The 23,205-nt window shown below is 45.5% G+C and carries 19 protein-coding genes; 15 read left to right on the top strand and 4 right to left on the bottom strand.

The genetic code is table 11. From position 1 onward, the window contains the following. Positions 1 to 4 precede the first annotated feature (4 nt). From murC to lpxC, 5 genes are all read left to right on the top strand, one after another. Positions 5 to 1,465 carry a UDP-N-acetylmuramate--L-alanine ligase gene (gene murC, locus BS19_RS06465; RefSeq protein WP_038174119.1) on the top strand — a complete coding sequence of 487 codons (1,461 nt, stop codon included), beginning with the start codon at positions 5 to 7 and terminating at the stop codon, positions 1,463 to 1,465. 187 nt (positions 1,466 to 1,652) lie between these two features. Continuing rightward, positions 1,653 to 2,435, top strand: coding sequence for a cell division protein FtsQ/DivIB (locus tag BS19_RS06460; RefSeq protein ID WP_038174118.1), 783 nt, complete (start codon positions 1,653 to 1,655; stop codon positions 2,433 to 2,435). Next, the gene (gene ftsA, locus BS19_RS06455; protein WP_038174117.1) at positions 2,428 to 3,690 is read left to right on the top strand and encodes a cell division protein FtsA; all 1,263 of its coding nucleotides are present in this window, start codon (positions 2,428 to 2,430) and stop codon (positions 3,688 to 3,690) included. Before BS19_RS06460 ends, ftsA begins: the two co-directional genes overlap by 8 nt. 30 nt (positions 3,691 to 3,720) lie before the next feature. After that, a complete protein-coding gene (ftsZ, locus tag BS19_RS06450; RefSeq protein ID WP_038174116.1) occupies positions 3,721 to 4,950 on the top strand; it encodes a cell division protein FtsZ in 1,230 nt (409 codons plus the stop codon). A gap of 97 nt (positions 4,951 to 5,047) precedes the next feature. Further along, positions 5,048 to 5,965 (top strand): UDP-3-O-acyl-N-acetylglucosamine deacetylase, encoded by a 918-nt coding sequence (gene lpxC, locus BS19_RS06445; RefSeq protein ID WP_038174115.1) that lies wholly within the window; start codon positions 5,048 to 5,050, stop codon positions 5,963 to 5,965. Between the two features lie 52 nt (positions 5,966 to 6,017). Here lpxC and BS19_RS06440 read toward each other — a convergent pair whose 3' ends face one another. Next, on the bottom strand, positions 6,018 to 6,470 hold the full coding sequence (locus BS19_RS06440) for a DUF721 domain-containing protein (RefSeq protein WP_038174114.1): 453 nt from the start codon (positions 6,468 to 6,470) through the stop codon (positions 6,018 to 6,020). Positions 6,471 to 6,789: 319 nt separating this feature from the next. Between BS19_RS06440 and secA the strand changes: the two genes are divergently transcribed. The 6 genes from secA (at position 6,790) to BS19_RS06410 (ending at position 16,763) form a co-directional block, all read left to right on the top strand. Then, on the top strand, positions 6,790 to 9,513 hold the full coding sequence (gene secA / locus BS19_RS06435) for a preprotein translocase subunit SecA (RefSeq protein ID WP_038174113.1): 2,724 nt from the start codon (positions 6,790 to 6,792) through the stop codon (positions 9,511 to 9,513). A gap of 62 nt (positions 9,514 to 9,575) precedes the next feature. Beyond that, a complete protein-coding gene (gene mutT, locus BS19_RS06430; protein WP_038174112.1) occupies positions 9,576 to 9,974 on the top strand; it encodes an 8-oxo-dGTP diphosphatase MutT in 399 nt (132 codons plus the stop codon). A 93-nt stretch (positions 9,975 to 10,067) separates the two neighbouring features. Then, entirely contained in the window at positions 10,068 to 10,877 is an 810-nt protein-coding gene (gene dapB, locus BS19_RS06425) for a 4-hydroxy-tetrahydrodipicolinate reductase (RefSeq protein ID WP_038174111.1), read from the top strand. A gap of 528 nt (positions 10,878 to 11,405) precedes the next feature. Beyond that, the gene (gene carA, locus BS19_RS06420; RefSeq protein ID WP_038174110.1) at positions 11,406 to 12,545 is read left to right on the top strand and encodes a glutamine-hydrolyzing carbamoyl-phosphate synthase small subunit; all 1,140 of its coding nucleotides are present in this window, start codon (positions 11,406 to 11,408) and stop codon (positions 12,543 to 12,545) included. Between the two features lie 16 nt (positions 12,546 to 12,561). After that, on the top strand, positions 12,562 to 15,792 hold the full coding sequence (carB, locus tag BS19_RS06415; protein ID WP_038174109.1) for a carbamoyl-phosphate synthase large subunit: 3,231 nt from the start codon (positions 12,562 to 12,564) through the stop codon (positions 15,790 to 15,792). Between the two features lie 191 nt (positions 15,793 to 15,983). Then, positions 15,984 to 16,763, top strand: a complete 780-nt coding sequence (locus BS19_RS06410) for a TSUP family transporter (protein WP_038174108.1) — start codon at positions 15,984 to 15,986, stop codon at positions 16,761 to 16,763. On the opposite strand, the gene BS19_RS06405 is transcribed toward BS19_RS06410, so the two are convergent. Together BS19_RS06405 and grcA are read right to left on the bottom strand one after the other, a co-directional pair. After that, entirely contained in the window at positions 16,690 to 17,559 is an 870-nt protein-coding gene (locus tag BS19_RS06405; RefSeq protein ID WP_038174106.1) for a LysR family transcriptional regulator, read from the bottom strand. The genes BS19_RS06410 and BS19_RS06405 overlap by 74 nt on opposite strands. 91 nt (positions 17,560 to 17,650) lie before the next feature. Continuing rightward, positions 17,651 to 18,028, bottom strand: a complete 378-nt coding sequence (grcA, locus tag BS19_RS06400; RefSeq protein ID WP_038174105.1) for an autonomous glycyl radical cofactor GrcA — start codon at positions 18,026 to 18,028, stop codon at positions 17,651 to 17,653. Between the two features lie 328 nt (positions 18,029 to 18,356). On the opposite strand from grcA, the gene nfo reads away from it, so the two are divergent. From nfo to BS19_RS06385, 3 genes are all read left to right on the top strand, one after another. After that, on the top strand, positions 18,357 to 19,232 hold the full coding sequence (nfo, locus tag BS19_RS06395; protein WP_038174104.1) for a deoxyribonuclease IV: 876 nt from the start codon (positions 18,357 to 18,359) through the stop codon (positions 19,230 to 19,232). Between the two features lie 242 nt (positions 19,233 to 19,474). Continuing rightward, positions 19,475 to 20,155, top strand: coding sequence for a uracil-DNA glycosylase (gene ung / locus BS19_RS06390; protein ID WP_038174103.1), 681 nt, complete (start codon positions 19,475 to 19,477; stop codon positions 20,153 to 20,155). A gap of 101 nt (positions 20,156 to 20,256) precedes the next feature. Beyond that, entirely contained in the window at positions 20,257 to 20,808 is a 552-nt protein-coding gene (locus BS19_RS06385) for a hemerythrin domain-containing protein (RefSeq protein ID WP_038174101.1), read from the top strand. A gap of 47 nt (positions 20,809 to 20,855) precedes the next feature. Here the strand turns inward: BS19_RS06385 and BS19_RS06380 are convergent, their stop codons facing one another. Beyond that, positions 20,856 to 21,038, bottom strand: a complete 183-nt coding sequence (locus tag BS19_RS06380) for a DUF3545 family protein (RefSeq protein WP_038174100.1) — start codon at positions 21,036 to 21,038, stop codon at positions 20,856 to 20,858. Positions 21,039 to 21,743: 705 nt separating this feature from the next. Here BS19_RS06380 and BS19_RS06375 point away from each other — a divergent pair. After that, a complete protein-coding gene (locus BS19_RS06375) occupies positions 21,744 to 23,174 on the top strand; it encodes an alanine/glycine:cation symporter family protein (protein WP_038174098.1) in 1,431 nt (476 codons plus the stop codon). Positions 23,175 to 23,205: the final 31 nt, after the last annotated feature.

Here is a 23,205-nt window from a genome sequence, read left to right as displayed (position 1 = left end):
AATTATGACAGTTCAACACAAACAAGATTTAGCGCAAATTCGCGCAATAGTGCCTGAAATGCGTCGGGTAAAATGCATCCACTTCATTGGTATTGGTGGCGCGGGTATGAGTGGCATTGCCGAAGTGTTACTCAACGAAGGCTACCAAATTTCTGGTTCGGATATTGCGGAGAACCCGGTCACTCAACGTCTGAGTGAAAAAGGCGCAACCGTCTACATCGGTCATACCGAGCAAAATGTTGCTAAGGCCAGCGTTGTTGTGGTTTCTACCGCGATTAACGAAGAGAATCCTGAGATCATAGCGGCTCGAGCTGCGCGTGTTCCCGTGGTTCGCCGCGCTGAGATGCTGGCAGAGTTGATGCGTTTTCGTCACGGCATCGCCGTCGCGGGGACTCATGGCAAAACCACCACTACTGCTCTAGTGACCCAGATTTATTCTGAAGCTGGACTGGATCCTACTTTCGTCAATGGTGGCTTAGTCAAAAGCGCGGGGACGAATGCCCGTCTCGGATCGAGTCGTATCTTGATTGCTGAAGCGGATGAGAGCGATGCGTCATTCCTCCATTTACAACCTATGGTGAGCATAGTCACGAATATCGAAGCCGATCATATGGACACTTATGGTGGTGATTTCGAAACACTCAAACAAACCTTTATCGACTTTCTCCACAACCTGCCATTTTATGGCCAAGCGATTGTGTGTGTCGATGACCCTGTTATTCGTGAGCTGATCCCAAAAATCAGTCGCCAAGTCATTACTTATGGCTTTTCTGAAGATGCTGATGTTCGTATCGATAATTATCGTCAACAAGGCCAGCAAGGTCAGTTCACTGTGATTCGTCAGGGTAAAGCCGATCTTGAGATTACTTTGAATATCCCAGGTCGCCATAATGCGCTCAATGCCTCTGCGGCGATAGCCGTTGCCACCGAAGATGATATTGATGACGAAGCTATCTTGCGCGCGATGGCGGGCACTCAGGGCACTGGGCGTCGTTTTGACCATCTTGGTGAATTTGATACCGGAAATGGTCATGCCATGCTAGTGGATGATTACGGACACCACCCGACGGAAGTTGATGTGACCATTCAGGCGGCGCGCAATGGTTGGCAAGAGAAACGTTTAGTCATGATCTTTCAACCGCATCGCTACAGTCGAACACGCGATCTCTATGATGATTTTGCTAATGTCCTGGAACAGGTCGATGTACTCATCATGCTGGATGTTTATTCTGCAGGTGAAAAGCCGATTGCAGGAGCCGATGGCCGAGCTCTGTGCCGCACCATTCGTAGTCGTGGTAAGCTTGATCCTATTTTTGTCCCAGATAGCAATGGGTTACCGTCGGTTCTCGCCAATGTTTTACAAGATGGTGACTTAGTATTAACTCAAGGTGCTGGCGATGTTGGTAAGGTGGCAAAACAGTTAGCTGCTTTTGAGTTAAATATCGATAAGATGGTTAAAGCTTAACTGATACATCGATTTTTAACTATTTGTGTCACTTATTGCATTTTAAGTAACGATTTCTCACTTTCAGTGTTTGATACTTTTAATCACGCCAGTATAATCCGAAGGTTAAAGTAAGTGCTTTTGCCTCTATTTATACGAAATGAGATAGGGAAAAAAATAAGCGAGCTAATGGCAAGGACTATGGACTTTGATTAAATATGCTTTTAATGAAGGCCGTCGTTTACCCCCAGCACCACTGGTAAAAGAGCATGCCGTAGGTGGCAGCTTTTTGTTGGTGGTTTTGTTGTTGATAGGCTCTCTTCTCTACTCCACGATTTCTTGGATGTGGGATGACCAGCGGCTTCCCTTGTCTAATATTGTGCTTCAAGGTGAATTACATTATGTCTCGGCACTGGATGTTCAACGCGCATTTGCGCAGTTAGGACATGTGGGCACATTTATGTCGCAAGATGTTAATGTACTTCAACAAGTGGCAGAGTCCATTCCTTGGGTATCGCATGCGTCAATTCGTAAACAGTGGCCAGATACCGTGAAAGTCTTTTTGACTGAGCACCATGCGCAAGCAATCTGGAACGGCAACGCACTACTTAACGACCAAGGTCATATTTTTGATGGTGATATTGGTAAGCTAGACCAAGAACGGGTCAAACTGTATGGTCCGGCTGAAACCAATCAAGAAGTGTTGTCTATTTGGCGCGATATTAGCCCTAAATTTACCGCATTAAACTTAACCATTACTTCTTTGGTTTTAAATGATCGCCGTGCATGGCAAATCATTCTCGATAATGGTATTCGTCTCGAGCTTGGTAAAGAATCATTACAGGAACGCATCGAGAGATTCGTGTTCTTATATAAGAATTTGGGTAGCGACACTCAGCGAGTGAGCTACATCGACCTCAGGTATGACACGGGAGCCGCCATTGGTTGGTTCCCAGATCAAGCGTTGGAACAAGAGAGTACAGATGACTAAGACCGCTGATGACAGCATTATTGTTGGTCTTGATATAGGCACTGCAACCGTATCGGCTCTCGTGGGTGAAGTATTGCCTGATGGTCAAATTAATATAATTGGCGCAGGCAGTAGTCCTTCCCGAGGGATGGATAAAGGCGGTGTTAACGACCTAGAGTCAGTAGTAAAGTCGGTACAGCGAGCGGTGGATCAAGCTGAGCTAATGGCTGAGTGTGATATTACCAATGTATTTATTTCGCTTTCAGGGCGACATATCGCAAGCCGTATCGAAAAAGGGATGGGAACCATTTCTGACGAAGAGGTTTCTCAAGAGGATATGGATCGGGCTATTCATACTGCTAAATCTATCAAGATTGGTGACGAACAGCGCATTCTTCATGTAATTCCCCAAGAATTTACTATCGATTATCAAGAAGGGATTAAAAATCCGCTAGGTTTATCAGGAGTGCGCATGGAAGTTAGCGTGCACTTGATCTCTTGTCACAATGATATGGCAAGAAATATTATTAAAGCGGTAGAACGCTGTGATCTCAAAGTTGAGCATCTGGTTTACTCCGGTTTAGCGGCAAGTAACGCCGTCATTACCGAAGATGAACGTGAGCTAGGCGTTTGTGTCGTCGACATTGGTGCTGGTACGATGGATGTCTCGATTTGGACTGGTGGTGCATTGCGTCACACCGAAGTGTTCTCCTATGCGGGGAACGCAGTAACCAGTGATATCGCTTTTGCTTTCGGCACACCAGTGAGTGACGCCGAAGAGATTAAAGTTAAGTATGGCTGCGCATTAAGCGAGTTAGTCAGCAAAGATGATACGGTTAACGTTCCAAGTGTCGGTGGGCGTCCTTCGCGCAGTTTGCAACGACAAACGTTGTCGGAAGTGATTGAGCCTCGTTATACTGAGCTTATGGGATTAGTTAATCAAACTATCGATACCGTACAAGAAAAACTGCGTGAAGAGGGGATTAAACACCATCTAGCAGCAGGTGTGGTGCTCACTGGTGGAGCGGCACAAATTGAAGGATTGGTAGAGTGTGCGGAGCGTGTCTTCCGCAACCAAGTTAGAGTCGGCAAACCACTAGCGGTGAGCGGCCTAACCGATTACGTTAAAGAGCCGTATCATTCTACGGCAGTTGGTTTACTTCATTACGCGAGAGATGCGCGGATAAATGATGAAACTGAATACAGCGAGCCTGCTCGCAGTTCAGTGACAAGTTTGTTTGATCGCTTGCGTAATTGGATACAAAAAGAGTTTTAACCTGAGCAGCAGGAAAAACGGAGATAACACATGTTTGAACCGATGATGGAAATGTCTGACGATGCGGTAATTAAAGTCGTTGGGGTTGGTGGCGGTGGCGGTAATGCCGTTGAACACATGGTACGTGAATCCATCGAAGGTGTTGAGTTTATTAGTATAAATACTGATGCTCAGGCGCTTCGTAAAACCAGTGTGAATAGCGTTATTCAGATTGGTGGTGATATGACCAAAGGACTTGGTGCAGGTGCAAACCCTCAAGTTGGCCGTGACGCAGCTCTCGAAGATCGCGATCGCATTAAAGAAGAGCTGGCTGGTGCCGATATGGTATTTATCGCAGCAGGTATGGGTGGTGGTACAGGTACAGGTGCAGCCCCGGTGATTGCAGAAGTAGCAAGAGAGTTGAATATCTTGACTGTTGCTGTTGTGACTAAACCATTTAGCTTTGAAGGTAAAAAGCGTTTAGCTTTTGCTGAGCAGGGAATTGAAGAGCTTTCTAAACATGTTGACTCGTTAATTACGATTCCAAACGAAAAGCTACTCAAGGTACTTGGTCGTGGTATTACACTACTTGAAGCCTTTGCGAGCGCGAACGATGTATTAAAGAATGCAGTACAAGGTATTGCAGAACTGATTACTCGTCCGGGTATGATTAACGTCGACTTTGCTGACGTACGCACAGTGATGTCGGAAATGGGTCATGCCATGATGGGTAGCGGTGTTGCTAAAGGTGAAGATCGTGCTGAAGAAGCGGCAGAAATGGCAATTTCTAGCCCGCTACTTGAAGACATCGATCTTGCCGGAGCGCGTGGTGTGCTAGTCAACATCACTGCGGGTCTAGATATGCGACTTGATGAGTTTGAAACTGTCGGTAACACAGTCAAAGCCTTCGCATCAGACAATGCAACCGTTGTTATTGGTACTTCATTAGATCCAGATATGGCTGATGAAATCCGCGTAACTGTGGTTGCGACCGGCATTGGTAACGAGAAGAAACCTGATATTACGCTAGTTGCGGGCGGTAAAGCGAAAGTTGCACCTGTTGCCCAGCCACAAAATCAACCACAAACGACGCCTGCTCAGCAGAACGTCAATAAAGTGGAAGAAAAAACGGCACCAACTTTGCAAGATAAACCTCAGATGAATCCTCAGCCAACGACAACACCATCAGGCTCAGGTGCAGGCCAAAGTGCGGCACCTAAAGCAGATAAAGAGAGCGGATATCTTGATATTCCAGCGTTCTTGCGTCGTCAAGCTGATTAAAATAGCTACAATTTGACACTGTTCAATTTTGTGGTAGCATGCACGGTCAATATCGCTATTGACCGTGATATGTGGCAATTATACTGAGGCAAAGTAGATGATCAGACAACGTACTCTGAAAGAAATAGTGAAAACAACTGGTGTGGGACTCCACTCTGGTCGTAAAGTGACGCTAACTCTTCGCCCAGCTGCCGCTAACACAGGCATTGTATATCGCCGAACTGACCTTAATCCGCCAGTCGATTTTCCTGCGGATCCGGCGTCTGTACGCGACACCATGCTGTGTACTGCACTGGTTAATGACGAAGGCGTACGTATTTCTACGGTTGAGCACTTGAGCGCAGCTTTAGCGGGCATGGGAATCGATAACATTGTTGTTGAAGTCGATGCTCCTGAAATTCCGATTATGGACGGCAGTGCCAGCCCATTCGTATTTTTGCTGCAACAAGCGGGTATCGAAGAACAAAATGCACCAAAGCGTTTCATCCGGATTAAGAAACCAGTGCGTTTTGAAGATGGCGATAAGTGGGCAGAGTTTTTGCCATTCAATGGCTTCCGTATGGATTTCGAAATTGAATTCAGCCATCCTGCAATAGAGTCTGATGAACAGCATCTTCTTTTCGACTTCTCATCACAAGGCTTTGTTAAAGAAATCTCTCGTGCACGTACGTTTGGTTTTATGCGCGATATCGAGTACCTACAGTCACAAAATTTGTGTCTAGGGGGAAGTTTCGATTGTGCCATCGTTTTGGATGAGTATCGTATCCTTAACGAAGAAGGTCTGCGTTTCGAAAACGAATTTGTTACCCACAAAGTATTGGACGCGATCGGCGACCTTTACATGTGTGGTTATCCCATTATCGGTGAATTCCGTGCCTTTAAATCTGGCCACGGTCTAAACAACCAGCTACTGCGTTCAGTATTGGCAGATCAAGAAGCATGGGAATGGGTGACCTTTGAACAAGAAGAGACATCACCAGTCGCATTTGCAGAGCCGAATTTGGTTCTTGCCTAAGTTTCCGTTTTAAATAAAAAAGCCAGACGTTTGTCTGGCTTTTTTATTTGTATTAGTCGCGTTTGGCAAGTTTAGCGAGGCTTTCTAACCGTGCTTTGACCTTTGGTGAGGCGCCGCTTGCTACCATTTCTAGGTATTGAGCTGCGGTTGATGAGATCGGATCGCGTGGCTTTGACTCTGGCTTATTGCGTTTTTTCGTACGATACAGCTCAGGATTAATCTGCACAGAGACGGCAATCAGACGCGCGAAACCTTGCGACCTTAACTGGCTGAGAATACTCAACCGTTCGTAATCGATCTTCATTTTGATCCCAGCGCTAGCGACTTCTAGGATCAATTGATTGTCACGAATATTTGCCGCGCGGCAATGATCTTCCGTGCCTCTTGGTAGGATAGCCCGCAGTGCTTTATTGATCGTTAAGATCTCTTGAGCATGTTGTTGTAACTGCGCAAATCTTGAATCGGCGATAATTTCATCGCCGAGTGTAGGACGGTGATCTCTCATTACGCACCTCAATTAAATTCAACCACCCCATTTTAGTCAATGGTGTGCAGCGAAGATAGAGCAAAGGATGAATAAACTTTATTATATAACGTCAAAAAATAAAGAATGCTTCAAACAAATCATCATGTTATTGGTTGTTAGGATGAAAATTTCATAAACTACCCACCACTATAATGATATAAGCCTTGAAATTTAACGTTCTCATCTCAATATCTGAGTAAAGTGATTTATCTCAGTATTCTTAGTTCAAAACTGTTAGAGACTGAAGGCATTAAAAGTAGATCGGGCCCGATCTGAATTAAAGAGAGATTCATAGCAAATGATAACTAAGCTACTGACAAAGGTAATTGGCAGTCGCAATGACCGAACACTGCGCCGCTTGAAAAAAATTGTCAAAGAGATTAATAATTACGAGCCTACGTTTGAAGCCCTTTCAGATGAAGAGCTAAAAGCTAAGACCATTGAATTCCGCCAACGCTTAGAGCAAGGCGACACCTTAGATAAGCTATTACCTGAAGCATTTGCAACGGTACGTGAAGCGTCGAAGCGTGTGTATGGTATGCGTCATTTCGATGTGCAGCTTATTGGTGGTATGGTTCTGAATGCTGGCCAAATCGCAGAGATGCGTACTGGTGAAGGTAAGACCCTAACGGCAACGTTACCTGCTTACTTAAACGCGCTTAAAGGCGCGGTTCACGTCGTGACTGTCAACGACTACCTAGCGAAGCGTGATGCGGAAACTAACCGAGTACTATTTGAATTCTTAGGTATGACGGTCGGCATTAATGTGCCAAATATGCCGCCGCAAGAAAAGAAACAAGCTTATCAGGCGGACATTCTTTACGGTACCAACAACGAATTTGGTTTTGACTACCTACGTGACAACATGGCTTTCCGCACGGAAGACCGCGTCCAGCGTGAGCGTTTCTTTGCCGTAGTGGATGAGGTCGACTCAATCTTAATCGATGAAGCGCGTACACCACTGATTATTTCAGGACCTGCAGAAGACAGCTCTGAGCTTTACGCCCGTATTAACACTTTGATTCCTCTCCTGCAGCAGCAAGATAAAGAAGATTCAGAAGAGTACCGCGGCGACGGTCACTACACCGTTGATGAGAAATCTAAGCAAGTTCACTTGACCGAAACGGGTCAAGAGTTTGTTGAATATTTGATGGTCAAAAATGGCTTGATGGAAGAGGGAGATACCCTTTATTCACCAACCAACATTAGCCTACTTCACCACGTTAATGCCGCGCTGCGTGCACACGTGTTGTTTGAGAAGAACGTTGATTACATCATCAACGAAGAGGGCGAAGTGGTTATCGTTGACGAACATACCGGTCGTACCATGCCGGGTCGTCGCTGGTCTGAAGGCTTGCATCAAGCGGTGGAAGCAAAAGAAGGCGTTAAGATCCAAAACGAAAACCAAACCTTAGCTTCGATCACTTTCCAGAACTACTTCCGTCTGTATGAAAAACTTTCTGGTATGACAGGTACCGCTGATACAGAAGCCTTCGAGTTCCAGTCGATTTATGGTCTGGAAACCGTGGTTATTCCGACCAACAAGCCGATGATCCGTGACGATATGCCGGATGTCGTTTACCGCACCGAAGCAGAAAAGTTTGCGGCGATCATTGAAGATATCAAACAGCGTGTTGAGAAAGGTCAACCAACCTTAGTTGGTACCGTGTCGATTGAAAAATCAGAGCTACTTTCCAATGCACTTAAGCAAGCTAAGATTAAACACAATGTCCTAAACGCGAAGTTCCACGAACGCGAAGCAGAAATTGTTGCTGAAGCGGGCATGCCTGGCGCGGTCACGATCGCAACCAACATGGCGGGTCGTGGTACGGATATTGTGCTTGGTGGTAGCTGGCAAGCGAAAGTCGACATGCTCGACAATCCGACTCAAGAACAGATCGACGAAATTAAAGCGCAATGGAAAGTTGTTCATGACCAAGTGCTCGAGGCCGGTGGTCTGCATATTATCGGTACTGAGCGTCACGAATCTCGTCGTATCGATAACCAGTTACGTGGTCGTTCTGGCCGACAAGGTGATGCGGGTTCTTCTCGTTTTTACCTATCGATGGAAGACTCACTGCTGCGTATCTTTACTTCGGATCGTATGGCGAGCTTGATCCAAAGTGGTATGGACGAGGGTGAGGCGATTGAATCGAAAATGCTCTCTCGTTCGATTGAGAAAGCGCAACGTAAAGTTGAAGGCCGTAACTTTGATATTCGTAAACAGCTTCTAGAGTACGATGACGTTGCCAACGACCAGCGTAAAGTGGTTTATGAATTGCGTGACGAGTTGATGAGTGCTGATGATATCAGTGAGATGATCGAACACAACCGTCAAGACGTGCTTACTGCTGTGATTGATGAGTACATTGCGCCGCAATCTTTAGAAGATATGTGGGATGTCGAAGGGCTACAAGAGCGTTTGAAGAACGACTTCGATATCGATGCACCGATCAAGCAATGGCTTGAAGAAGATGACAAGCTGTACGAAGAAGCACTGCGTGAGAAAATCCTAGCGACGTCTGTTGAAGTCTACAAACAGAAAGAAGAAGTAGTGGGTGCTCAAGTACTGCGTAACTTCGAAAAATCGGTGATGCTGCAAACGCTCGACTCATTGTGGAAAGAGCATTTGGCCGCCATGGATCATCTTCGTCAAGGTATTCACCTACGTGGTTATGCTCAGAAGAACCCGAAACAAGAGTACAAGCGAGAGTCGTTTGAACTGTTTGAAGGCTTGTTAGAAGCACTGAAAACGGATGTGATTACTATCTTGTCGAAAGTTCGTGTCCAGCAGCAAGAAGAAGTTGAGCGCATGGAAGCTCAACGTCGAGCTCAAGCTGAAGAAGCAGCGCGCCGCGCACAAGCGCAGCACGCTTCGGCTGAAAACCAATTGGCTGATGACGAAGAGTCTCAAGGCGCTCACCAACCTATGGTTCGTGAAGATCGTAAAGTTGGTCGTAATGAGCCTTGCCCGTGTGGTAGCGGCAAAAAATACAAGCAGTGTCACGGTCAAATTAACTAATTAGATCTGTGTCATTAAATATCAAGAGTCGCTTAGGCGGCTCTTTTTTTAAGGAAAAATCGATGAAAAGAGTTCATATCGTCGCGGGTATTATTTTTAATCAAGACAAATCCGAGATCTTTATTACTAAACGACCTGATGATAAGCACAAAGGGGGCTTTTGGGAGTTTCCTGGTGGTAAAGTTGAAGCGGGAGAAACGATTGAACAAGCGATGCGACGCGAGTTAGAAGAAGAGATCGGAATTGTGGTGACTGAGCAAAGTCATTTTGAGCACCTTGAATTTGATTACTCAGATAAGTCGCTAAAATTCGATTTTATCTTGGTGTCACAATTTGACCACCAGCCTTATGGCAAAGAGGGACAACAAGGTCTATGGGTTGAGGTTAAAGCGCTGAAGGACTATGCATTCCCAGAAGCCAACGTACCGATCCTCGAGCGAGTGATAAAAGAGTTTGCTTAACGTCTGGTCACGTCACGTGAATGTTGATAGTTTAGTGATACAAATTGGAATGGCTGCGAAATAGCAGGGATCAAAACAACGGAGAACAATGCAATGGTAAGAATTGCAATTGCAGGTGCGGCAGGTCGTATGGGTCGCAACTTAGTAAAAGCATCATACAATAACGAAAATGCTACCGTGGCCGCTGGCTCTGAGCGTCCAGAATCTTCTTTAGTGGGCGTCGACTTAGGTGAACTATGCGGTGAAGGAAAGTTTGATGTCGTTGTCACCGATGATCTTACCAAAGAGATTGAACAGTTTGATGTGATTATTGATTTCACGGCACCTGTGAGTACCCTTGCGAATCTAGAGCTGTGTCGTCAGCACGGTAAAGCCATTGTAATCGGCACCACTGGGTTTTCTGATCAAGAACGTCAGCACATCGATGCTGTGGCGCAACAAATCCCTGTTGTGATGGCGCCAAACTATTCGGTTGGCGTTAACTTGGTGTTTAAGTTACTCGAAAAAGCGGCGCAAGTGATGGGAGACTATTGTGATGTCGAGATAGTCGAAGCGCACCACAGGTTTAAAGTTGATGCGCCATCAGGCACAGCGATTGGAATGGGTGAGGCGATTGCTGGCGCAATGGGCAATAAACTGAATGATGTGGCGGTTTATTCGCGTGAAGGCATTACGGGTGAACGTAGCAAAGATGAGATAGGTTTTGCCACCATTCGTGCTGGTGACATTATTGGTGAGCACACTGCCATGTTTGCAGATATCGGAGAACGGGTTGAAATTACCCACAAAGCGACAGATCGCATGACATTTGCCAATGGCGCGGTCAAAGCAGCCGTGTGGCTTAACGGTAAACCGGCTGGTTTTTATACCATGACTGACGTTTTGGGCCTAAACGCTCTATAGCGGTTGAGTTTAGTGAGATTTCTTCACGACTAAATGAAATGTCGAATTAGATATTTATGCGCTGGGCTTGCCCGGCGTTTTTTGTATTCTGCCTATTATAGAGGGTGTCGTACTATTAATGAGTGCTTTTGTATGCTGGGTTTTTGTTGTTTATTTTGGGTGTTAAGGTGTGGTTTTCCATTAAGTGCTGCAAAAAAGCAACTTTTATCTTGGTGTGCAACGATTGCGCAAATGAGTTGACAAAAAGTGTGATCTAGAGTTTGCTGTAGAGGGTCGGTTTTTACTAAAAATCATCTTGATGGCCAGTAGGTCGAGTTAAACTTGTGTTTTTAACGCTTTTGATGCCTTTTTGCTCTTAAGTGTGTTAAATGATAAATTTATTTTCGACTCTCTGTTGACACAAGTCAAAGGCATCATTAGAATACCGCCAATTTGTCTCAAATACCTATTTTCGCGTGTTTATTGCGTTAAGGAAGGCAAATTTGCAGTTAAATTTATTATTTTTGCATTTTTATTCTGGAGGTTGTCTTGAGTAAATCAGCACTGTTAGTCCTAGAAGATGGGACAGTGTTCCACGGTGTTTCCATTGGAGCAGATGGGTCATCCGTTGGTGAAGTAGTTTTTAATACCTCGATGACGGGGTACCAAGAAATCCTCACTGATCCTTCCTATTCCCAACAGATCGTCACCCTTACTTATCCCCACATTGGCAATACCGGTACTAATACCGAAGACGAAGAATCCTCTTCCATCCATGCACAAGGCCTTGTGATCCGCGATCTCCCACTTATCGCTTCTAACTTCCGAAATGAACAATCTCTTTCTGATTACCTAAAGTCGCAAAATATTGTCGGCATTGCAGACATCGATACGCGTAAGCTAACTCGTATTCTGCGTGAAAAGGGTGCGCAAAATGGTTGTATCTTGGCGGGCAATAATCTTGATGAAGCCTTAGCATTAGCAAAAGCGAAAGAGTTCCCTGGATTGAAAGGCATGGATCTGGCGAAAGAAGTCACGACCAAAGAAGCGTATCCATGGAAGCAAGGTTCGTGGACCCTGAAGGGTGGTCTGCCACAAGCGCAAGATGATAGCGAACTGCCTTATCACGTCGTTGCTTATGACTTTGGCGCAAAGCGCAACATTCTACGCATGCTCGTTGATCGCGGTTGCCGTTTAACGGTTGTTCCTGCTGAAACTTCGGCTGAAGATGTGCTGGCTCTTAACCCAGATGGCATATTCTTATCAAATGGCCCTGGTGACCCAGAACCATGTACTTACGCGATTGAGGCGACTAAAACTTTCCTTGAGAAAGAGCTGCCAATTTTTGGTATCTGCCTTGGTCACCAAATTCTCGCGTTAGCGTCAGGTGCACAAACGGTGAAAATGAAGTTTGGTCACCATGGTGCGAACCATCCGGTCAAAGATTTAGATCGTAATGTTGTCATGATTACTTCGCAAAACCATGGTTTTGCTGCGGATGAAGCGACGTTACCTGAAAACCTTCGCGCCACACACGTTTCACTATTTGATGGCTCTTTACAAGGTATTCACCGTACTGACAAACCAGCATTTAGTTTCCAAGGTCACCCTGAAGCGAGCCCAGGTCCACACGACGCAGCCCCGCTATTTGACCACTTTATCGAACTAATTAAACAACACAGCGCTTAATTCGGAGTAGTAGATAATGCCAAAACGTACTGACATTCAAAGTATTCTAATTCTTGGTGCTGGTCCGATTGTTATCGGTCAGGCATGTGAGTTTGACTACTCTGGCGCCCAAGCATGTAAAGCGCTTCGTGAGGAAGGCTACCGAGTTATTCTGGTGAACTCTAACCCAGCCACTATTATGACTGACCCTGACATGGCCGATGCGACTTACATCGAGCCAATCCAGTGGGAAGTGGTGCGTAAAATCATCGAAAAAGAGCGTCCTGATGCGGTTCTACCGACCATGGGTGGTCAAACTGCGTTGAACTGTGCTCTTGATTTAGAGAAGCATGGAGTTCTTGCCGAGTTCGGTGTTGAGATGATTGGTGCAACGGCTGACGCGATCGATAAAGCAGAAGACCGTTCACGCTTCGATAAAGCAATGAAATCGATTGGTCTTGAATGTCCAACCGCTGATACTGCGAAAACCATGGAAGAAGCGTACAAAGTTTTAGACATGGTTGGCTTCCCTTGTATCATTCGCCCATCGTTCACCATGGGTGGTACGGGTGGCGGTATCGCGTACAATAAAGAAGAATTTGAAGAAATCTGTCGTCGTGGTTTGGATTTATCACCAACCAACGAACTTCTTATCGATGAATCACTTATCGGTTGGAAAGAGTACGAGATGGAAGTGGTTCGTGACAAAAACGACAACTGCATCATCGTATGTGCGATTGAAAACTTTGACCCAATGGGTATTCACACCGGTGACTCAATTACGGTGGCTCCAGCACAAACGCTGACAGACAAAGAATACCAACTAATGCGTAATGCATCATTGGCAGTACTGCGTGAGATTGGTGTTGAAACGGGTGGTTCAAACGTCCAGTTTGGTATCAACCCGAAAGATGGCCGTATGGTTATCATCGAGATGAACCCACGTGTATCTCGTTCTTCGGCACTTGCTTCTAAAGCAACGGGTTTCCCAATCGCTAAGATTGCCGCGAAACTGGCTGTTGGCTTCACGCTAGATGAGCTAATGAATGACATCACTGGCGGCGCAACGCCAGCATCATTCGAACCAACAATCGACTACGTAGTGACTAAGATTCCTCGTTTTAACTTCGAGAAATTTGCTGGAGCTAACGATCGTCTTACGACACAAATGAAGTCGGTTGGCGAAGTGATGGCGATTGGCCGTAACCAACAAGAGTCGCTACAAAAAGCACTGCGTGGCCTAGAAGTTGGCGCGACCGGTTTTGACGAAATGGTAGACTTAGATGCGCCAGATGCTTTAACAACGATTCGTCATGAATTGAAAGAAGCGGGCGCTGATCGTATTTGGTACATTGCTGATGCATTCCGTGCCGGTATGTCGGTCGATGGTGTCTTCAATCTAACCCAAATCGATCGTTGGTTCCTGGTTCAAATTGAAGACATCGTTAAGCTAGAGCAACAAGTCAAAGCGAACGGTTTTGCAGGTCTTAACAAAGACTCACTGAATCAGCTTAAACGCAAAGGTTTTGCTGATGCGCGCCTATCTAAGATTCTAGGTGTCGCGGAAAGTGAAATCCGTCGTCTACGTGACCAATACGATATTCACCCGGTCTACAAGCGTGTTGATACGTGTGCGGCTGAGTTCTCTTCAGATACTGCTTACATGTACTCATCTTACGATGAAGAGTGTGAAGCGAATCCAACAGACAAAGACAAGATCATGATCTTGGGCGGCGGTCCAAACCGTATCGGCCAAGGCATTGAGTTTGACTACTGTTGTGTCCACGCATCACTCGCGCTTCGTGAAGATGGCTTTGAGACTATCATGGTTAACTGTAACCCTGAGACAGTTTCAACCGATTACGACACTTCTGACCGTCTGTACTTTGAACCAGTAACTCTGGAAGACGTACTAGCAATCGCTCGTGTTGAGAAGCCAAAAGGCGTTATCGTTCAGTACGGTGGTCAAACACCACTGAAACTGGCTCGTGCTCTTGAAGCTGCTGGTGTACCAATTATCGGTACTAGCCCAGACGCCATTGACCGCGCAGAAGACCGTGAACGTTTCCAAGTTGCTGTTGACCGTCTTGGTCTTCTACAGCCACAAAACGCGACTGTAACAACAATGGAGCAAGCGGTTGAGAAATCTCGCGAAATCGGCTTCCCTCTAGTTGTTCGCCCTTCTTACGTCCTTGGTGGTCGTGCGATGGAAATTGTCTACGACGAGCAAGACCTGCGTCGTTACTTTAACGAAGCGGTAAGCGTATCTAACGAATCACCAGTACTACTTGATAGTTTTCTAGATGACGCTGTTGAAGTCGACGTAGATGCGATTTGTGACGGCGAGCGCGTGGTGATCGGCGGTATCATGGAGCATATCGAACAAGCGGGTGTTCACTCTGGTGACTCAGCATGTTCTCTTCCTGCCTACACACTAAGCCAAGAAATCCAAGACGTCATGCGCGAGCAAGTTGAAAAGCTAGCGTTCGAGTTGGGTGTTCGTGGCTTGATGAATACCCAGTTTGCAGTGAAGGACAACGAAGTGTACCTCATCGAGGTTAACCCTCGCGCTGCACGTACGGTTCCATTCGTATCGAAAGCAACTGGCGCACCCATCGCTAAGATTGCGGCGCGTGTCATGGCTGGACAATCGCTAGAGTCTCAAGGCTTTACTAAAGAGATCATCCCACCATACTACTCAGTGAAAGAAGTTGTACTTCCATTCAACAAATTCCCTGGCGTAGACCCACTGTTAGGACCAGAAATGCGCTCTACTGGTGAAGTGATGGGTGTTGGTGCGACGTTCGCTGAAGCATACTCTAAAGCGGAATTGGGTTGTGGCAACATCTACCCAGAAGGTGGTCGTGCACTGCTTTCAGTTCGTGAAGGTGACAAAGAGCGTGTGGTTGACCTAGCATCTAAGCTATCTAAGCTTGGTTACCAGCTAGACGCAACGCACGGCACTGCGGTTATCCTTGGCGAAGCGGGTATTAATCCACGCTTGGTCAACAAGGTACACGAAGGTCGTCCTCATATTCTTGACCGTATCAAGAACAATGAGTACACCTATATTGTCAATACCGCAGCCGGTCGTCAGGCAATCGAAGATTCGAAAATCTTACGTCGTGGTGCATTGGCTGAAAAAGTGAACTATACCACTACGCTAAATGCGGCATTCGCGACCTGTATGGCGCACACTGCAGATGCGAAGACGTCAGTTACTTCAGTTCAAGAGCTACACGCAAGAGTTGCTAAAAACGAAGCATAATAATCAGTAGGCTCCATAGATGAGCCTATATGACAACCTCATTGCCCGCTCATCGAGCGGGCTTTTTTTGTTTGATAAACGGTAGAGTATTGATGAATTAAAGGAATTGGTCTCAATCGAACCTTTCGCTAACGGATAGTGTTCTAGGAGTGATAATTTAAGCTTACTTACAGTTAAGCTTATGAAAATAAATGGAACTTTCACTAGATATTCTCACTCTGCTCTTTTTTGTGGCGTCGGTCGCGGGATTTATAGATGCGATGGCAGGCGGCGGAGGGTTATTGACGCTTCCCGCGCTGCTTGCAGCTGGTGTCCCTCCGACACAAGCGCTGGCCACCAATAAGTTGCAAAGCTCATTTGGTAGCTTTTCGGCCAGTTGGTATTTTGTTCGGCGCGGGATTGTGGATCTAAAGTCGCTGCGTTTAGCGATCATTTGTACTTTTATCGGAGCGGCCGTTGGCGCTGAAACGGTCCAGTATATTGACGCCACCCTACTAACGAGCTTAATACCACTACTCTTGATCGCCATCTCGGCGTACTTTTTATTAATGCCTAAAGCTCAAAGTCTCTCGGGTGAGGCAACATTGTCACAAGCCGTGTTCGCCTTCTCTGTCGGTGGAGGGGTAGGTTTTTACGACGGTTTTTTTGGACCGGGAACAGGCTCTATTTTTACCGTCTGCTTTGTTGCTTTGGGGAACTTTTCATTAGTCGATGCCACTGCACGGACCAAGGTTCTCAATTTCACCTCTAACATCGCTGCGCTGTTGTTTTTTATTCTGGCGGGGCTGCCAATTTGGGAGCTTGGGTTGGTGATGGCGATTGGCGGCTTTATCGGTGCAAGGTTAGGAGCCAAAGTGGTGATCAGTAGAGGGCAAAAGTGGGTGCGCCCTGTGGTGATTACAATGTCGATGTTAATGGCACTGAAGCTACTTTGGGAACAGCATCAGCCATTACTTCTATCACTGCTTTAATCCTAGGGTTACGCAGTGATGCTGAGCGAACACAGATATGAATAGGTCGATAAAGCGGTTTAATCTGTTCAAAGTGATGGCAATGAGCCGCGTCGATTTTTAATGTTTTAACCACAGATAATGGCACTAAAGCGGGCGCAATACCCGAGAGGGCAAGCTGGGCGGCGGCGGAGTAAGAGTCCATCTGCATTACAGGATACATGTTTAATTTGTCTAAGATCGCCAGTTGATAGGTGTTGGCGGAATTATTGAGATCATTGGTAATGATCGCTTGCGGTAAGCAATCCAAGCGACTCGCCCAAACGACATAAAATGGCTCGTCTAGCAGGTGATACGTGATCAGGCCATGATGAGCTGGTAGGTGACCGGCACAAACACCTAAATGTGCCTTGCCTGACTGAACATGTTCAATGATCCTCGGAGTATGGTTGGTGGTAATCGTGATATGAGGATCGCGCTGAACGTGTTGGCCAAAAATCTCGGATAGATAACCTGCGACCAATGTTTCCGAGCAGTCAAGGCTTAGAATGCTATTATCGACTATCGATTGTTGCTCATAGATAAGTCCGCGTAACTCATTGAATGTTGGACCTATACTTTCAATCAGGTTTATCCCATCCTGAGTCAGTTGGACATTGCGCCCATCTGGAAGGATCAGTTTTTTGCCTAATCTCTTTTCAAGATTAGCGATGCGCTTACTGACTGCCGATTGGCTAATATAGAGTAAACTCCCCGTGCGACTCATCGTTTTCGCTTTACTTAACACTAATAAGGTTTCTATGCCTTCCAATAGCATCTTTATTGCTCATGAGGTAATTGACTCGGTTACTTTAGCGGATAAAAAAACGGCGCTCAAGGAGCGCCGTCTTCAATCTTGATGCTGATACTTATAGAGACTCAGTAAAAGTACGAGCGATAACGTCACGTTGTTGCTCTGTCGTCAGTGAGTTAAAACGCACTGCGTAACCTGACACGCGGATGGTTAGCTGTGGGTATTTCTCTGGGTGAGCAACAGCGTCTTCCAGTGTTTCACGTTTAAGCACGTTTACGTTGAGGTGTTGACCACCTTCGATGCGTGGTGCCATTTCGATGGCAACCTCGCGACTTTCGTATTCACCAAGATCGCTCACTGCGATCACTTGGTCAGCTTCAAAGCCAGAGTTGGCTGCAACGCAACGCGCTTCGTTTTTCTCGCTATCAAGTAGCCAGATAGAGTTAAGTAGATCGTCGTTTGCTGCTTTAGTAATTTGAATACCTTGGATCATCACTATCTCCTAGTCCACATTTATGGTTATTTGGTGTTAATTTTCGAATCTTGTTGAGCTACGTAATATATAACGAATATCCTCTATGATAGTATTGATTTAAGTCAAAAAACAACCAAAAACATTAAAAAGTTAAAGGTTATTTTGTTGTTTGAAATCAATAAAACATTAAAAAATAACGTCTTTAGAAATTATTTCATATTATAAAAAATAGTTTAATCGATCATTTGTAGTAAATTTACTACAAATCTAACAGTGAATTTGAAATGAATTGGATAATTCGTTGTAATTAGGTCAGTGAACTGAAAGTCAAAAGTGATTAAATGACATGATGGAAAATTGCACAGGAAATAAATTTATCGGCGCTCATGTTTCTGCGGCTGGTGGCGTTGATCAAGCACCGCTGCGAGCAAAAGAGATTGGCGCGAATGCTTTCGCGCTATTTACTAAGAACCAGCGTCAATGGGTGGCTAAACCACTCGAAGCGGCAGTGATTCTAGCTTTCAAACAGAACTGTGCTAAGCACGGCTTCAGTCGCGAGCAGATCTTGCCGCATGATTCATACTTGATCAATTTAGGGGCGCCTGAACAAGAAAAGCTCGAGAAATCGCGACAGGCATTCATTGATGAGATGCAGCGTTGCCAGCAACTTGGCCTGACGCTATTGAATTTTCATCCTGGGAGTCATTTAAACAAGATTTCCGAAAATGAGTGTTTAGCAAAGATCGCAGAGTCGATTAACCTTGCTCATCAAGCGGTTCCTGAAGTGATTGCTGTAATAGAGAACACGGCAGGACAGGGAACCAACTTAGGCTGGCGCTTTGAACACCTCGCTGAGATCATTGACCAGGTCGAAGACAAGTCTAGAGTTGGGGTCTGCATCGATACTTGCCACACTTTTGCCGCAGGGTATGACTTAAGCAGCGCGACGGCTTGTGAGGCTACTTTTGCCGAATTTGAGCGTGTGGTAGGCATGCGCTATTTAAGAGCGATGCACATTAATGATTCAAAAATAGCCTTGGGGGGCAAAGTCGATAGGCATCACTCGCTCGGTCAAGGTGAGATTGGTTGGGACTGTTTTGAATATATTGCTAAAGATCGTCGTTTTGATTCTATCCCTCTGATTTTAGAAACAATTGACCCTGAAATTTGGCCACAAGAGATCAACAAGCTGCGCCAGTTTCACCTTCAGACGCTGGCGTAATAGCCGTGAAGCGCAAAAGTGGCATCATTTTTTCATGGTAGTGATTGAATCGCACAACATTGAGGATGCCATTATGCCTTTTTCACACTCATACTTCACTGCACGCCCTACGCGTTTACCAACACCAAACCGTCATGTTACAGGGCAGGGGCACTACCGCACGCCACAAAAACACTAACCTCTTTGTTCCTTCTATTTATTCTGCGACAATCACAGCGTATGAACAGTAGAAGGAATAGAGCATGACTTCATCACTATGCTGGCACGACGTTATTGGTGCTGAAAAACAGCAGGACTACTTCCAGAACACGCTCGCGTTTGTTGAAGCAGAGCGCGCTGCAGGCAAGGTTATATACCCACCAAGTCAGGATGTGTTTAACGCGTTTAAGGCCACTGAGTTTCATGACGTTAAAGTAGTTATCATCGGTCAAGATCCGTATCACGGACCGAACCAAGCGCATGGTTTGTGTTTTTCGGTGTTACCCGGTGTAAAAACACCGCCATCATTACTCAATATGTATAAAGAGCTTGCACAAGATATTGCTGGCTTTGACATTCCTCAGCATGGTTACTTACAAAGCTGGGCAGAGCAAGGTGTGTTATTGCTCAATACCGTATTGACGGTTGAGCAGGGTAAAGCTCATTCTCACGCTAAGTCGGGGTGGGAGACTTTTACAGATAAAGTGATTGAAGCAATTAATCACCATCAGTCGGGGGTGGTGTTTTTATTATGGGGAGCACACGCGCAGAAAAAGGGGCGCTTTATCGATCGCTCCCGACATCATGTTCTTGCGGGGCCTCATCCATCACCACTGTCTGCACATCGCGGTTTTTTTGGATGTCGTCACTTCTCTCAAACCAATCAAATTTTGATTCAGCAAGGTAAACCGCCGATTGAGTGGCGCCTGCCGTTAACGCTATAAAGGTTTTATTTGTATTAACTTGTGCGTTTTTCGAACAGTGTCAAAGCGGTAGTGGTTGTTCTCTTATACACTTACAAAAATGAAGTGTAAGGAGAAGCGCTATGATGATAGAAAGGATCCGACGCGAACATGGCTATATGGTCCGCCTACTAGCCCTACTGAGACATAAGCTCAATATGCTCAAAAGTGAGCGCCAAGTTAATTATGGTATTCTGCGTGAGTTAGTTGACTATCTCACCAATCACGCAGAAAAAGTTCATCATCCTAAAGAAGATATCCTGTACCGCTATTATATAGAGCACTATGGTCATCATCATGAGATTGATAACCTCGAGCTTGAACATACGAGCTTGTCTGAGAAAAGCCATGCGTTTTTGGATGTGGTTGATATGGTGCTGCAAGACGCGGTCATCCCTCAGGATATGTTTATTGAACAGCTAGAGTCATTTTTAGACGCGCAGAAAAAGCACCTAGAAACCGAAGAAAAGCACATCTTCCCGTATTTAATTGATAAGTTTACCGTTAAGGATTGGCAAGCAGTCGAGGAGCGTTGGAGTGTGTGCGAGGATGATCCCGTGTTCGGTTCTACCATTGCCGAGCAGTATCAACAGCTGGCAGAACGTGTCCATCAAACCGAGCGTGAGTGCACTTAGCGATGCGTTATTGTTCGATAAAAAAGAGGCGAAAACGCCTCTTTCTTCTAAAACTCGACCTTGTTTAAATCGTTGTAACCAATATCCATGTCCATCAGTTCTTTTTGCAGACGCTGGCGGTCTTTGATTGCCTCTATTTCACGCCACTTTCGCTTCATCGGTTTTGAGCGACTTCCTCTTCCTTTAGGAAAATCCAGTTCAAAAATTTCATCAAAGTTTAAGCCTTCCATAAGCGACCTCTTTTCTATGTCTATCCCTCTTAATGAGGAATTTTTTAAATACCATATAAACAAGAAAGTTAACCTTGATTGATTTCTCATTTGTTACGTTTCAATGAAGTTTTTACTGAGACTGTGCGAGGGATTCACAAAAAACTGACAGAATTCTGGTGGATTTCTGTTCATTTAGCCTTAAGTAAACGATTAAATTGGCTGTGTCGAATTGTTAATGGGGCACTCGTTGGGTGAGTAACTGGGCTAGTGTGCAACTGAGTGTTTATTGTGATAATCGTTTATGTGCTAATACAGAGTACATCCCTTTTACCGTACGACGTTAGCCCTTGGTGGCTAAGGTTTCGTGATCGAATGTAAGAGACTAGGGTGTTATGTTTCGTTTATTGTGAAATGTTGTGAAATTATTATCGGCTCATTTATTTGTTGTTAGTTGCTTGTGTTGTCGTGTGTTAATTGGTGGTGATTATATAGTGAAATATAACAATTGAATGAGTCTGTGTGCATATTGATTTTTCTCGCTCTTCGCTGCATTATCCGCCCGTCGAAAAACGTTGATACGTAAAATGGAAGCATGAGGCGAGTTTTACAGATCTAAACTGCATACACCATTACACCAACATGATATGAACGATTGACACTTGTTGGGCAGTTAGATGGATGGCTAGGAAGCAAAGGTCAGCGATAACTCACTATGAGGATGTTATGACAGATTTAATTAACTTAATGAATGACCTACTTTGGGGGTCGATTCTTGTTTATCTACTCGTCGGTGTTGGAGTTTACTTCACGGTCCGTCTAGGTTTTATCCAATTCCGTCACTTCGGCCATATGTTTTCAGTATTGAAGAACAGTCGTAAAGCAGACAAAGCTGGTATCTCATCTTTCCAAGCACTTTGTACTAGTCTAGCTGCTCGTGTTGGTACTGGTAACATGGCTGGTGTTGCTGTAGCGCTCACCGCTGGTGGACCAGGCGCTATTTTCTGGATGTGGCTAATTGCAATGCTCGGTATGGCAACATCGTTTGCCGAGAGCACATTAGCACAACTCTATAAAACCAAAGATGACGATGGCAACTACCGTGGTGGCCCTGCTTACTACATGGAAAAAGGCCTAGGTATGCGCTGGATGGGCGTACTGTTCTCAGTATTCCTTATTATTGCCTTTGGTCTAGTGTTCAATGCAGTACAAGCGAACTCGATTGCCAACGCGATGCACAATGCATTTGGCTGGGATAATACCTATGTAGGTGTTGTCGTTGTTCTACTTTCTTCTGTGGTTATTTTTGGTGGCATTAAACGCATTGCGCGAGTTGCAGAGCTAATCGTACCTATTATGGCGCTTGCCTATCTGCTGCTGGCGATGTTTATCATGGTCACTAACTTTGAGAAGTTACCTGCAGTATTAACGCTTATCTTTAAGAGTGCCTTTGGCTTGCAAGAAGCCGCAGCTGGTGGTCTGGGCTACGCGATTGCTCAAGCGATGATCAATGGTATCAAACGTGGTCTATTTTCGAATGAAGCGGGTATGGGTTCTGCACCGAATGCGGCGGCATCAGCAACGCCTTACCCGCCACACCCTGCTTCTCAAGGTTACGTACAGATGCTCGGTGTCTTCATGGACACTATGGTTATCTGTTCTTCAACGGTGGCCATTATCTTGATGTCGGGTGAGTATGTACCGCACGGTGAAATCACTGGTATCGAATTGACTCAAGCGGCGTTAAGTTCGCAAGTCGGTGATTGGGGCGGCATCTTCGTTGCCGTGGCGATTTTCTTCTTCGCCTTCACATCGATTATTGCCAACTATTCGTACGCAGAAACCAACCTGATCTTCTTAGAGCACAACCATAAAGCAGGCCTGGGTATCTTCCGTATCATTGTACTAGGCATGGTAATGTTTGGTGCCATGGCATCACTGCCAGTTGTTTGGGCCTTGGCCGATGTTTCCATGGGCCTGATGGCGATTGTCAACTTGGTCGCGATTTTGCTGCTATCAGGTATCGTGATTAAACTGGCAAAAGATTACAACCGTCAGTTGAATGAAGGTAAATTGCCAACCTTTGATTCGAATGACTTCCCAGAGTTGAAGTCTCAGCTCGAAGAAGGTATTTGGGATCAGAGCAAAAAAGACTAATATAACCGTCATACTTGAAGTTGTAGCGTTG

The organism is Vibrio pacinii DSM 19139, assembly GCF_000711795.1.
Taxonomy (GTDB): Bacteria; Pseudomonadota; Gammaproteobacteria; order Enterobacterales; family Vibrionaceae; genus Vibrio; species Vibrio pacinii.
The sequence above is the reverse complement of the archived record's forward strand: the minus strand, read 5'-3'. Positions and strand labels throughout refer to the sequence as shown.